Raw genomic sequence first — 13,086 nt, forward strand, 5'->3', positions numbered from 1 at the left:
CTCAACGTGGATAGCGCTTCGCCAGTTCCGCCAGCAAGATGTCGCGTGCCGCGTTGACCCGTCCGGCGAGGTCGGCCGAGCCGCCCTGGTCGGGATGGACCCGCGTTACCAGCCGCCGATGCGCGGCGCGAATGCTGTCGGCATCCGCCCCGTCCGACAGGCCGAGCACCCGGCGGGCCTCGTCCGGGTCCATCGCGCGCGACGAGAGCGGGCGAGCCTGGCTGCGCGCGACCAACCATATCGCCGGCAGGAACAGCAGGATCGCCAGCCACGGATCGCCCTTGGCCAGCAATCCGAGCCCGGCAAGCGCCGAGGCGCCGGCGAACAGTTGATTGCGATCGAGCCCGCGCCCCCAGGTCCACCAGGCGACCGCGCCGGCCACCAGCAGCGCGAGGATCACCCGGCGGCTGCCTGATGCTGCGGCCATTGCGACAGCGCAAGGCCGGATACCATCTCGCGCAGCTCCTGCCGCGCCGCGACATGGGCGATGCCGGCATCGCCGCCGATCGCCTTGAGATCGAGCAGCGTCAACCCCTTCGGGAAAAGCTCGCGGTAGATGACGCGTTCGGACAGGCCCGGGATCACCCGGAAGCCGACCCGTTTGGCAAGATCCTGCATCGCGTCCGCAACGCGGCGCATGTTGCGCGCCTCGAGATGCTGGAGACGGTTGCGCAGCAGCACCCAGTCGACGGTGCCGCCATCGACCCGGCCGCGCGCCTTGCGGGCCTCCCACACCAGTTCGGCATAGAAGCTGGGGCGGCGCACCTTGAAGGTTTCGGGATCGACCTGGCCGATCAGGTCGAGGTCGACGAAGCTGTCGTTGATCGGCGTGACCAGCGTGTCGGCGCGCTCGATCGCGGCGCGGGCATGTTCGTCGTCGCGACCCGGCGTGTCGATCACCACGATGTCGTGGTCGGCCGAGAAGCCGGCGATCATGTCGAGCAGGACGTGGCCGCGCGCCGAATCGAAGGTTTCGAAGCTCGGTGTCGCGAGCGCGGTGCCGGTGCGGCGCTCGGTCGCGATCCGGTTTTCGAAATAGCGGCTCAGCGTGCGCTGGCGGGTGTCGAGGTCGATCGCGGCAACCCGCTTGCCGGCGGCGGCGAGCGCCACCGCGACATGCACCGAGGTGGTCGATTTCCCCGATCCGCCCTTTTCGTTGGCGAAGACGATCAGATGGGCATTTGGCAAAGCTACTATCCCTTTACCGCACCGCGCTTGATCCCGCGGCCGGCCTTGTCCAAGGAGCGGTCTCACACCGCGTTCGACGTTAGCGGCACATATTCAAACGGGGTCTATAGTCGGTGGAAATCGTTCGGAACATAGCCGATCTCCGCTCCGCCACCGCAAAATTGCGGATAAGTGGCAAAGTCGCGCTGGTTCCCACCATGGGGGCGCTGCACGCCGGCCATATCGCGCTGGTCGACGCGGCGCGCGCGCGCGGATTCCAGGTGGTGGCGTCGATCTTCGTCAATCCCACCCAGTTCGCCCCGACCGAGGATCTCGATGCCTATCCCCGGCGCGAGACCGCCGACGCCGCGCTGCTCGAAGCGGCCAGCGCCGCTGTGCTGTGGGCGCCCGATGTCGTCACCATGTATCCGGCCGGCTTTGCGACCAGCATCGGCGTCGGCGGCGTCAGCGATCGTTGGGATGGCGCCGCCCGGCCGGGGCATTTCGCCGGGGTGGCGACGGTGGTGACCAAGCTGTTCCAGCAGGTGCAGCCGGATGCGGCCTTCTTTGGCGAGAAGGATTTCCAGCAGCTTGCGGTGATCCGGCGCTTCACCGCCGATCTCGACATGCCGATCGAGATCGTCGGCGTGCCCACCCAGCGCGACGATGACGGCCTCGCCCTCTCCTCGCGCAACGCCTATCTCACCCCCGATGAGCGCATCGCCGCACGCGCCCTGCCGCGTGCGCTGGGAGAAGCCGCGGCGGCGATCGAACGCGGCGGCGATGTCGGGACGGTGCTTGCGACGGCCGTCGCCCGCCTGGCAGATGCTGGTTTCGACCCGATCGACTATGTCGCGCTGGTCGACGCAACGACGCTCGAACCGGTCGAACAGCTCAAAGCGCCGGCGCGGCTGCTCGCCGCCGCGAAGCTCGGCCGGACGCGGCTGATCGATAACCTCGCGGTACGTCCAGCCTAGACCTTGATCGGTCCAGGCTGAATCAGCCTGAACCGTGAATCAAGGTCTAAACCATAGATGAGAGCCTGATTCACGCTCTCGACGGAAGCGCGATGCGCTTCCATCTCAAACGATCAGGCTCTAGCTCTCCGGGCACGGCGAGGGAGGAATGAGGAACATCCCTAAAGCTCGTCCTCATCGCGCCGTTAACCCTTGTGGGACGTGGACCGCAGCAAGGATCGCCACGCTCCCAGGTTGATGGGAGCGAGGTATGACTCACAGTCTCAAGTCGCAGCAGTTCCTCACCGAATCCCGCTTGCGGGACGCGATGTCGGGCGACATCGATGCCTGCTTCGAGCTGGGCGTCTCCTTCTCGGCGGGTGCCGACGGTTGCCCGCTCGATCTGATCGCAGCCCATAAATGGTTCAACATCGCGGCCGTTGGCGGCAACAGCCGTGCGATGGAATGCCGCGCCGAGATCGCCGAGGACATGACCGCGCGCGAGATCATCGAGGCGCAGCGCCAGGCGCGGGCGATGCTGGGCTTCGCGAACCGGCTGGCCGCCTGAGGGACCTCAGCCCAGCGCGGCCCTGAGCTGCTCCCGGTCCACCGCGCCCTCCCAGCGCGCGACCACCACCGTCGCCACCGCATTGCCGACGAAATTGGTCAGGCTGCGGCATTCCGACATGAAGCGGTCGATCCCGAGGATCAGGGCCATGCCCGCCACCGGCACCGAGGGGACGATCGACAGCGTTGCCGCCAGGGTGATGAAGCCCGCGCCGGTCACCCCGGCCGCGCCCTTGGACGAGATCATCGCCAGCAGCAGCAGGCTGATCTGCTCGCCCAGCGACAGGTGGACGTCGCAGGCCTGGGCGATGAACAGCGCCGCCAGCGTCATGTAGATATTGGTGCCGTCCAGGTTGAACGAATAGCCGGTCGGCACCACCAGTCCGACCACCGGCTTGTCGCAGCCCGCCCGCTCCATCTTGGCGATCAGGTTGGGCAGAGCGCTTTCCGACGAGGAGGTGCCGAGCACCAGCAGCAGCTCGTCCTTCAGATAGGCGATCAGCCTGAAGATCGAGAATCCGGCCGCCCAGGACACCAGCCCCAGCACGACCAGCACGAAGAACAGCGAGGTCAGGTAGAAGCAGAGGATCAGCCCGCCGAGATTGGCGAGCGCGCCGACCCCGAATTTGCCGATGGTGAAGGCCATCGCCCCGAACGCGCCGATCGGCGCCGCCTTCATCAGGATCGCGACCAGCCGGAACACCACCGCGGTCAGCCGCTCGAGCAGGTCGAGCAGCGGTGCGCCGCGTTCGCCGCTCAGCGACAGGGCGATGCCGAACAGGATCGCGACGAACAGCACCTGCAGGATCTCGCCCTCGGTCAAGGCCGAGACCAGCGTGGTCGGGATGATGTTGGTGAGGAATCCGATCAGCGTCTGGTCGTGCGCCTTCTCGGCATATTCGGTGACATGGCTCGCATCGAGCGCGGCGGGCGCGATGTGCATGCCGGCGCCCGGCTGCACGACGTTGGCGACCACCAGCCCGACGATCAGCGCGAAAGTCGACATGACCAGGAAATAGCCGAAGGTCTTGGCCGCTACCCGGCCGAGATCGCCGAGCTGCCGCAGGCCGGCGATGCCGGTGACCACCGTCAGGAAGATCACCGGCGCGATGATCATCTTGACCAGTTTGATGAAGGCGTCGCCCAGCGGCTTCAGCTGCGCGCCGATATCGGGGGCAAGCCAGCCGAGCAGCACGCCCAGCGCGATCGCGGTGAGCACCTGGGCATAGAGCGAGCGCCAGAACGGCGGATGGACCGGGAGCGCGGTCTCGCTGTCGACGATCATGGAAATCCTCCCCCCTGTCGGTCGAGAATGCGCGAATTCCTCCTCCCTGCCAAGGACGAGACGCTACATCTCGTAGCGCAGCGCCACCCAGAGCGTCCGGGGCGTGGCGCGCTCGACGGTGCCGTCGGCGCCAACCGTTGCCTCGACCCGCTTGTCGGCGAGATTTTCGCCCCGCACCTCGGCGGTCAGCCCGATGCCGAGCGGCGCCGAAGCCACGGCGTCGAAGGTCAGCGCATCATCGAGGATGCGGCTATTCTGGTCGTCTTCATATTGGCGGCCGATATAACGCAGCGTGCCGCCGATCCGGGCGAAGCCCGGGCGGTTCCATTCGATCGAGGCGCTGCCCTGGTCGCGCGGGGTCTGCGCCGGGCGCAGCCCGTCGAGCGCCAGCGCCGCGCCGCTCGCCCGGACGCGGGGGGCGATATGCAAGTAGCTCGCCTGCAGCCGCCACTCGCCGAGCATGGCCTGGCCATCGATCTCCACGCCGCGGCTGCGGACCGCGTCGACATTCTGGCGTCTGCGGGTGTTGGGCGCGATCGTGACGTTGGAGATCGCATCGTCGAGCCGGTTCGAGAAGAGCGTGGCCGCCAGCCGCCAGCCGGGCAGCGGCTGATATTCGAGGCCGCCCTCGATGCCCTTGATCCGTTCGGGATCGAGCAGCGGATTGGCGATCGTCGAGTCGCTGCCGGCCCGGAATGGCCGGTAGAGTTCGTTGAGCGTCGGCAGCCGCCAGCCGGTATAGGCGGCGGCCCGCACCGTGATTGCGCCGCGCGGTTTCCAGGCAATGCCGGCGCGGCCGGTCGCCTCGCTGCCCGAGCGGTCGGGATAGGCGGCGCTGTTGGCCGCGACCAGCGCACCGGTCGCGCGGCTGACCTCGGTCCGCCGGCCATCGCGCAGCTGCCAATGGTCGATCCGGCCGCTCGCGGTCAGGGTCAGCGTGTCGAGCGGGAGGACCGCGGCTTCGGCAAAGGCGCCGTAGATCGTCTGGCTGCCGCCGGCGAGCCGGTTGACATTGGTCGAGAACACCCGCTCCTCGGTGCGGCCGCTGACATGGCGGACGTCGCCGCCCAGCCGCAGCGTCCTGCCCGCGCCGATCGCGGGCCGAACCTCGAGCCGCGCGCCGACGCCGTTCGCCGGGACATTATATTGGTCGAGCGATTCGCTGACCGTCGCCCGGCCCGCGCCGATGCTGGCGAAACCGCTGGAAAACTCGCGGTGCTGCAGCCAGGCGGTCGCTTCCCAGCCCCATGCGCCATGGCCGACCAGCCGCAGCGAACTGTCGACGGCCAGGTTGGAATTGCCGGTGAAGGGCACGCCCCGGTCGCGCCGGTCGAGCAGGAAGGAGCCGTTCGCCTGCAGCTCGGTCTCGCTGTTGACCGGGATCACCGCGCGCGCGGCCAGCCGGCTCTGCCTGTAGCGGGCGGCGCGGTCGATCGGCCCGCGATCCTCGGCGACCACGGGGATGAAGCCGTCCCCGCGCGCATAGCCGCCCGACAGCATCGCGAAGCCGCCGCCGAGCTTCGCCGTCACGGTGCCGTCGGCGTCGATCGACTCGCGGCTGCCATAGGCGACCCCGGCGCTCAGCGGCGGCGCCTCCTCGGCGGAGATGCTCGCCAGCTCGATCGTCCCGGCCAGCGCGCCGGGGCCATGGACGCCGCTGCCGCCGCCACGCATCACCCGGACATGGCCGATCCGCGCCGGATCCAGCGCAGCCCAGCTTACCCAGCCGCCGAACGGATCGATCACCGGCACCCCGTCGAGCAGGATCAAGGCGCGGGTCGAGGCATTGCCGCCGAGCCCGCGCAGGGTGGCGCCCTGGCTCGTCGGATGTGCTGAGCGCGCGTCGGAGCGGCGGAACTGCTGGAAGCCCGCGGCATCGCGCAGGATATCCTCCATGCGGCCGCTCGCGGACATTTCGAGCCGGCTGCGATCGATGCTGATCACGTCATAGGCCGCGTCGCCGGGCGATGCGGGGAGACCCTGGCCGGTGACGACGATCTCGTCGCTGTCTGCGGCCAATGCGGGCGTAAGGGACAAGGCGGCACACGCCGCCGTCAAACTTGCTCGGATAAACTGGCGCACGATCATCCACCCCGCTGTGATCGCGGGCGCTCATCACCCAATAGCGGTGGCGTCAATCGAAAATTGCAGTCGACGGTCAGGCCGCCACTTCGAAACGCTGCGCATAACGCGACGCGATCCGCGCCACCGGCATCATCACGAACACGTCGATGGTGTTGAACGCATGGTCGATATAGGCGCCGTCGCCAAGTTCGGCACCGACGCGCAGATAGGCCTTGATCAGCGGCGGCAGGCGGCGGAGCGCGTGCCGTGGGTCATAGCCGCCGATCGGCAGGCTCGCGAGCGGGATGGCATCGGCGCCGATCGCCTCGGCTCGCACGTCGAACGGCGCGAGATGGTCATGCGCGAGCAACGACAGGCCGGCAGCATGTTCGGCCGGATCTGTGCCCGGGAAGCTGCCGCAGCCGAACATATAGCCGATTCGATGGGCCTGGAGATAATCGGCGATGCCGCGCCACAGCAGCTGGATCGTGCCGGCGTCGCGATAGCGGGCATCGACGCAGGAGCGGCCCAGTTCGAGCAGTTCGACCCCTTCGCGGCGCGCATGGCCCAGCACCCGGGACAGGTCGAATTCCCGCGCCGAATAGAAACCGTCATGCGCCTCCGCCACCGTCTGGCGGAGCAGCCGATATGTGCCGACCACCGGGCTGAAGCGGCGGGCATGATCCTCGACCAGCAGGTGATCGCACAGCATGTCATAGGGATCGACGTCGCGCCCTTCGCCGCCGTCGTGGCCGCCGGCCCCCAGGTCACGGAAGAAGATATCGTGGCGCAGCCGCTGCGCCGCAACCACGTCGGCCTCGCCCGCCGCCAATCTTACCGTGAGCCTGCGCTCGCGAATTTCGATCGATTCCGACATGCCCGTCCCCTTGGTGCAACAATGGCACCCGCAAATAATGCGGCGATGCGACATGGCGGCTACCGCCTCGCGATGCTTTTGCTACAAGGGCGTTCGAGAGCCGTGACGGGCACGAACCGAATGTCACGCGCGCGGGGCAGCGACGGAAAAGGGAAAGATTGGTGACTTTACCCAGCGAGAAGCTGCTCCTGTTCGGCGCGACCGGCGATCTTTCGCAGCGCATGCTCCTTCCTTCGCTCTACGGCCTCGCAGCGGAGGGGCTGTTGCCGGCCGATCTCGCGATCGTCGCCACGGCGCGCAGCAGCCATGACGATGCCGCCTTCCGCACCTTCACGGAGACGGCGCTGCGACGCTTCGTGCCCGCGGAACGGCTGCAGGAGGACACGCTGTCCAGCTTCATCGCCCGGCTCAGCTATGTGCCGGTGGACGCCTCGAACGAGGCGGACTTCGTGGCGCTCGCCCAGGCGGTGGGATCGACCGAGAAGGGCCTGTCGATCTTCCTGTCGACCGCGCCCTCGCTGTTCGGGGCGACGATCAACGGCCTCGCCAAGGCCGGGCTGGCCGGTGGCGGCGTCCGCATCGGCCTCGAGAAGCCGCTGGGCTACGACATGGCGTCAAGCCGGCTGATCAACGACGCGGTCGCCGCGGTCTTCCCGGAGGAGCGGATCTTCCGGATCGATCATTATCTCGGCAAGGAAACCGTCCAGAACCTGCTCGCGCTGCGCTTCGCCAACAGCCTGTTCGAGCCGCTGTGGCAGGAAGGCGGTATCGAGCATGTCCAGATCACCGTCTCCGAGACGGTCGGGCTGGAAGGCCGGGTGGGCTTCTACGACGGCGCCGGGGCGATCCGGGACATGGTCCAGAATCACATGCTCCAGCTCGTCGCCATGGTGGCGATGGAGCCGCCTGCCCAGTTCAACGCGACCGCGGTGCGCGACGAGAAGGTCAAGGTGCTGCGCTCGCTGCGCCCGATCGATCGCAAGACCGCGGCGACCCATAGCGTGATCGGCCAATATGGCCCCGGCGCGATGGCGGGCGGCGCGGTGCCCGGCTATGTCGACGAGCTCGGCAAGCCATCGGACACCGAGACTTTCGTCGCGATCAAGGCCAATATCGACAATTGGCGCTGGAAGGGCGTGCCCTTCTACCTGCGCACCGGCAAGCGGCTGCCGAGCCGTCAGTCGGAGATCTTCATCCAGTTCAAAGGGGTGCCGCACTCGATCTTCGATCCGCGCGGCGCGGTGCTGCAACCCAACAAGCTGATCATCCGTTTGCAGCCCGACGAGAATGTCCGGCTGTTGCTGATGTCCAAGGAGCCGGGCCTGGACCGCGACGGAATAAGGCTGAGGGAAGTGCCGCTGGATATCTCGATGCCCAACGCCTTCGCCGACACCCGCCGCCGCATCGCCTATGAGCGGCTGCTGCTCGATCTGGTCGAGGGCGACCAGACGCTGTTCGTGCGGCGCGACGAGGTCGAGGCACAGTGGGAATGGGTCGATGCCATTCGCGATGGCTGGGCGGCCAACGGGCTGAAACCGCGCCCTTATACCGCCGGCACCTGGGGGCCATCGGCGGCGATCGCGCTCACGGAGCGCGACGGCGTGACATGGCACGACTAGAGCGACGGGGAAAACCAATGAGGATCCAGGAATGATCGAAGCCGAATGGTGGGACTATGACGATGCGGCCGAGCTTGCCGATGCGGTGGCGGGCGATGTCGGCTTCATCATCGAATCGGCGCTCGACGCGCGCGGCCAGGCGCTGATCGCGCTGCCCGGCGGCAAGACCCCGGGGCCGATCTTCGAGAAACTCGCCAAGGCCAAGATCGACTGGAAGCGGGTGACGATCATCCCGACCGACGACCGGCTGGTGGCGATGACCGATCCATTGTCCAACGCCGCGCTGATCGCGAAGGCGTTCCTGCCCAAGGGCGCGCGGGTGCTGCCGATCACCACCGACAAGGCCGCCGATCACCGCATGGCCGGCAAGGCGGCCGACGCCCGTCTGCAGGAACTGCACTGGCCGCCCGATCTGGTCTGGCTCGGCGTCGGTGCCGATGGCCACACCGCGTCGATCTTCCCGGGCCCCGATCTCGATGAGGCGCTCAATGGCCCGAAGGTGCGCCGCGCGGTCGGCGTGCTGCCCGATCCCCTGCCTGCCGAAGCCCCGGTCGCGCGCGTGACGCTGACCAAGGCGGCGATACTGTCGGCGCGCACGCTGATGCTGGTGCTCACCGGTTCCGAGAAGCGCAGGCTGCTCGAACGCGCGATCAAGGACGGCGCGTCGTCGACGATCCCGGTCGGGCGAGTGCTGGCGGATGCCGAGCAGGCGATCGATATTCACTGGAGCGAATGATCGTGCCGACCGTAACTCCGTTCGTGTCGAGCCCTTCGACTGCCTGCAAGGCAGGCGCTCAGGATGAACTTCATCCAGATGGATGAAGTCGAGACACCCCTCCGAGCGGCAGCGAGGAGCCTTCGCTTTGCTCAGGCGGGTCCCTCGACTTCGCTCGGGACGAACGGGCGTTGGGTACGGCCCTAAGCGAAGGAGTGGGGAATGGCCTTGGATCATGCCGTCGAGGCCGTCACCGCCCGCATCGTCGAGCGGTCCAGCGCCAGCAGGCGGGCTTATCTCGAGCTGATCGCGCGCGAACGCGACAGCGGGGTCGACCGCCCCACCCTGTCCTGCGGCAATCTTGCCCATGGCTTTGCTGCGGCGGGTGAGGACAAGTCGGCGATCCGAGACGGCAAGGCGATGAACATCGGGATCGTCACCGCCTATAATGACATGCTGTCGGCGCATCAGCCCTATGGCCGCTACCCCGAGCAGATGAAGCTCTATGCGCGCGAGATCGGCGCCACCGCGCAGGTAGCCGGCGGCGTGCCGGCGATGTGCGACGGCGTCACCCAGGGCCAGCGCGGCATGGAGCTGTCGCTGTTCAGCCGCGACACGATCGCGCTGTCGACCGCGGTCGGCCTGAGCCATGGCATGTTCGAGGCGGCGGCGCTGCTCGGCATCTGCGACAAGATCGTCCCCGGCCTGCTGATCGGCGCGCTGCGTTTCGGCCATCTGCCGACGATCCTGATCCCCGCCGGGCCGATGCCGTCGGGCCTCGCCAACAAGGAAAAGGTCCGCGTCCGCCAGCTCTATGCCGAGGGCAAGGTCGGCCGTACCGAGCTGCTCGAGGCCGAGTCCGCCTCCTATCATGGCGCGGGCACCTGCACCTTCTACGGCACCGCCAATTCGAACCAGATGATGATGGAGGTGATGGGCCTGCACATTCCGGGCGCGGCGTTCGTCAATCCCGGTACCAAGCTGCGTCAGGAGCTGACCCGCGCGGCGGTCCATCGGCTCGCGCAGATCGGCTGGGACGGCAATGACTATCGGCCGCTCGGCCTCTGCGTCGACGAGAAGGCGATCGTCAACGCCGCGGTCGGCCTGCTCGCGACTGGCGGTTCGACCAATCATGTCATCCACCTGCCCGCGATAGCCCGCGCGGCGGGCATCGTCATCGACTGGGAGGATATCGACCGGCTCTCCGCCGCCGTCCCGCTGATCGCGCGGGTCTATCCCAATGGCTCGGGCGACGTGAACCATTTCCAGGCGGCGGGCGGCATGGCCTATGTGATCGCCACCCTGCTCGACGGCGGGCTGCTGCACCGCGATATCCTGACCGTGTCAGGCGGCGACCTGGGCGAATATGCCAAGGATCCCAAGCTCGATGGCGACGGCCTGGTCTGGGAGGACGCGCCCGCCGCCCCGCTCGACGAGACGATGCTGCGGCCGGTCTCGAACCCGTTCCAGCCCGACGGCGGGATGCGCCTCGTCCAGGGCAATCTCGGCCGCGGCACGCTGAAGACCAGCGCCGTCGACAGGGAGCGCTGGACCATCGAGGCGCCGGTGCGGGTGTTCGACGACCAGGACAAGGTCAACGCCGCGTTCAAGGCCGGCGAGCTCGAGCGGGACGTGATCGTCGTCGTCCGCTTCCAGGGCCCGCAGGCGAACGGCATGCCCGAGCTGCACAAGCTCACCCCCGCGCTCGGCGTGCTGCAGGATCGCGGCTTCAAGGTGGCGCTGCTCACCGACGGGCGCATGTCGGGTGCGAGCGGCAAGGTGCCCGCCGCGATTCACGTCACGCCCGAGGCGCTCGCCGGCGGCGCTATCGCCAAGCTGCGCGATGGCGACATGGTGCGGCTGTGCGGCGTCAGCGGGACGATCGATGCGCTGGTCGATGCGGCGGAGTGGGCGGCCCGCGCGCCGGCCGCCTCGCCAGCCGCCCATGTCGGCACCGGCCGTGAGCTGTTCGCCTTCATGCGCCACGGCGCCGATACCGCCGAGCGTGGCGGATCGGCGATGCTGGCGGCGGCGGGACTGTGAGCGCCATGAGGCTGGAACTGACGAGCCATAAATTCGCGCGTCATCCTGAACTTGTTTCAGGATCCACCCTGTCACGGGCAAGCGCTGCGAGGATGATGGGTGGATGCTGAAACAAGTTCAGCATGACGGCAGAGTATATCGGCCGCGCGCCACCGGCCCGGTCGCATGAGGATCGTCGCAGTCGATCTCGGCGGCACTCATGCGCGCTTCGCCATCGCCGAGCTGCATGCGGACCGCCGGCCCACGCTCGGCGCGCCGCGCAAATACCGGACCGCTGACCATCCCGGTCTTGCCGCGGCCTGGGCCGCCTTCGCACGCGACGAGGGCGGGTTGCTGCCGCAGGTGGCCAGCATTGCCATCGCCGCCCCCGTCGACAGCGAACTGATCCGCTTCACCAACAACAGCTGGGTGATTCACCCCGCCACCCTTGCGCGCGAGCTCGGTGTCGAGCGGCTCAGCCTGCTCAACGATTTCGCCGCGATGGCGGCGGCGGTGGGCGTACTGGAGCCTGCCGAGCTGGCTTATGTCGGCGGTCCACAAGGCCCGCTGCCGGACCAAGGCGTGACGACCGTCATCGGTCCCGGTACCGGCCTTGGCGTCGCCCAGCTGCTGCGGCGGGATGGCCGGAATATCGTCCTCGCCACCGAAGGCGGACATATCGATTTTGCGGCGCTCGACGCTTTCGAGGAAAGGCTGCTCGGCCGGCTGCGCGAGCGCCATCGCCGGGTGTCGGTCGAGCGGGTCGTGTCCGGCCCGGCACTCGCCGATATCCGGGCGACGCTGGCGATGATCGGCAACCAGGCGATCGTGCCGATGGACGACGCCAGCTTGTGGCAGGCAGCCTGTGACGGCACCGACCCGCTCGCGGCGCAGGCGCTCGATCGGCTCGTCATGACGTTCGGCGCGGTGGCGGGCGATCTCGCGCTCGCGCAGGGCGCGAACGCAGTGGTCATTATCGGCGGTCTCGCCAATCGCTTCGGCGCGCGGCTCCGTGGGCCGCTGTTCAACGACCGCTTTCGTGCCAAGGGCCGCTTCGAACGGCGCATGGCCGAGTTCCCGATCCGCCTCGCCTGCCATGCCGAAGCCGGTTTGCTGGGCGCCGCTGCCGCATTTCAGGAGGAACAACGCCCATGAATGTCGAGCAGGTGATGACCCTCGCGCCGGTGATCCCGGTGCTGGTGGTCCATGACGCAGGCCATGCGCGGCCGATCGCCGAAGCGCTCGTGGCCGGCGGGCTACCGGCGCTGGAGGTGACGCTGCGCACCCCGGCCGCGCTCGACGTCATCCGCGAGATGGCGAAGGTAGAGGGCGCCGTGGTCGGCGCGGGCACGGTGCTCAACCCCGACGACCTCAAGGCGAGCGTCGATGCCGGCGCCCGTTTCATCGTCTCGCCGGGGCTGACCGAACCGCTGGTGCGCGCCGCGCAGGATGCCGGCATTGCGATCCTGCCGGGCACCGCCAATGCCAGCGACATCATGCGCGGCCTCGACATGGGGCTGACCCATTTCAAATTTTTTCCCGCCGCCGCCAATGGCGGCATCCCGGCGCTCAAGGCGATTGCCGCCCCGCTGTACAAGGCGCGCTTCTGCCCGACCGGCGGCATCAGCGAAGCGACGGCGCCCGAGTGGCTGGCGCTCGATGCCGTGCTGTGCGTCGGGGGAAGCTGGATCGTGCCGGCCGGGGAACCCGACGTCGCGGAGATAAGGAAAAGGGCGGCCGCAGCGGCAAGACTGCCGCGCTGACCGCCCTCAAGATGGAACCATTACTGGTTCCTGCATGATATCCAAGTCGCC

General features: G+C 68.1%; 12 protein-coding genes. 7 read left to right on the forward strand and 5 right to left on the reverse strand.

Translation table 11 applies throughout. From position 1 onward, the window contains the following. Window position 1: 1 nt before the first annotated feature. Together AC1DQK_RS04660 and AC1DQK_RS04665 are read right to left on the reverse strand one after the other, a co-directional pair. Window positions 2-427 carry a J domain-containing protein gene (locus AC1DQK_RS04660; protein ID WP_477867905.1) on the reverse strand — a complete coding sequence of 142 codons (426 nt, stop codon included), beginning with the start codon at window positions 425-427 and terminating at the stop codon, window positions 2-4. Next, complete coding sequence (locus AC1DQK_RS04665; protein WP_477867907.1) at window positions 397-1,188, reverse strand: division plane positioning ATPase MipZ; 792 nt, start codon at window positions 1,186-1,188, stop codon at window positions 397-399. The genes AC1DQK_RS04660 and AC1DQK_RS04665 overlap by 31 nt, the downstream gene beginning before the upstream one ends. 113 nt (window positions 1,189-1,301) lie before the next feature. Here AC1DQK_RS04665 and panC point away from each other — a divergent pair, with 113 nt between their 5' ends. Together panC and AC1DQK_RS04675 are read left to right on the forward strand one after the other, a co-directional pair. After that, window positions 1,302-2,144: a pantoate--beta-alanine ligase gene (panC, locus tag AC1DQK_RS04670; protein ID WP_477867909.1), complete on the forward strand. Its 843-nt coding sequence runs from the start codon at window positions 1,302-1,304 to the stop codon at window positions 2,142-2,144. Window positions 2,145-2,394: 250 nt separating this feature from the next. Then, window positions 2,395-2,691 carry a hypothetical protein gene (locus AC1DQK_RS04675; RefSeq protein WP_477867911.1) on the forward strand — a complete coding sequence of 99 codons (297 nt, stop codon included), beginning with the start codon at window positions 2,395-2,397 and terminating at the stop codon, window positions 2,689-2,691. 6 nt (window positions 2,692-2,697) lie between these two features. On the opposite strand, the gene AC1DQK_RS04680 is transcribed toward AC1DQK_RS04675, so the two are convergent. The 3 genes from AC1DQK_RS04680 to AC1DQK_RS04690 all read right to left on the reverse strand — a co-directional run bounded on the left by AC1DQK_RS04680 (window position 2,698) and on the right by AC1DQK_RS04690 (window position 6,916). Beyond that, window positions 2,698-3,975 (reverse strand): dicarboxylate/amino acid:cation symporter, encoded by a 1,278-nt coding sequence (locus AC1DQK_RS04680; protein ID WP_477867913.1) that lies wholly within the window; start codon window positions 3,973-3,975, stop codon window positions 2,698-2,700. 63 nt (window positions 3,976-4,038) lie between these two features. After that, entirely contained in the window at window positions 4,039-6,063 is a 2,025-nt protein-coding gene (locus AC1DQK_RS04685) for a TonB-dependent receptor plug domain-containing protein (protein WP_477867915.1), read from the reverse strand. Between the two features lie 70 nt (window positions 6,064-6,133). Then, window positions 6,134-6,916: a GNAT family N-acetyltransferase gene (locus AC1DQK_RS04690; RefSeq protein WP_477867917.1), complete on the reverse strand. Its 783-nt coding sequence runs from the start codon at window positions 6,914-6,916 to the stop codon at window positions 6,134-6,136. Between the two features lie 161 nt (window positions 6,917-7,077). Here AC1DQK_RS04690 and zwf point away from each other — a divergent pair, with 161 nt between their 5' ends. From zwf to eda, 5 genes are all read left to right on the forward strand, one after another. After that, entirely contained in the window at window positions 7,078-8,535 is a 1,458-nt protein-coding gene (gene zwf / locus AC1DQK_RS04695) for a glucose-6-phosphate dehydrogenase (protein WP_477867919.1), read from the forward strand. 31 nt (window positions 8,536-8,566) lie between these two features. Then, window positions 8,567-9,271 (forward strand): 6-phosphogluconolactonase, encoded by a 705-nt coding sequence (pgl, locus tag AC1DQK_RS04700; RefSeq protein WP_477867921.1) that lies wholly within the window; start codon window positions 8,567-8,569, stop codon window positions 9,269-9,271. A gap of 201 nt (window positions 9,272-9,472) precedes the next feature. Continuing rightward, window positions 9,473-11,293 (forward strand): phosphogluconate dehydratase, encoded by a 1,821-nt coding sequence (edd, locus tag AC1DQK_RS04705; RefSeq protein ID WP_477867923.1) that lies wholly within the window; start codon window positions 9,473-9,475, stop codon window positions 11,291-11,293. A gap of 165 nt (window positions 11,294-11,458) precedes the next feature. Beyond that, window positions 11,459-12,427: a glucokinase gene (locus tag AC1DQK_RS04710; RefSeq protein ID WP_477867925.1), complete on the forward strand. Its 969-nt coding sequence runs from the start codon at window positions 11,459-11,461 to the stop codon at window positions 12,425-12,427. After that, window positions 12,424-13,035, forward strand: a complete 612-nt coding sequence (gene eda / locus AC1DQK_RS04715; RefSeq protein ID WP_477867927.1) for a bifunctional 4-hydroxy-2-oxoglutarate aldolase/2-dehydro-3-deoxy-phosphogluconate aldolase — start codon at window positions 12,424-12,426, stop codon at window positions 13,033-13,035. Before AC1DQK_RS04710 ends, eda begins: the two co-directional genes overlap by 4 nt. The last annotated feature ends 51 nt before the right edge of the window (window positions 13,036-13,086 follow it).

It is taken from the genome of Rhizorhabdus sp. P4_G5 (assembly GCF_056401065.1).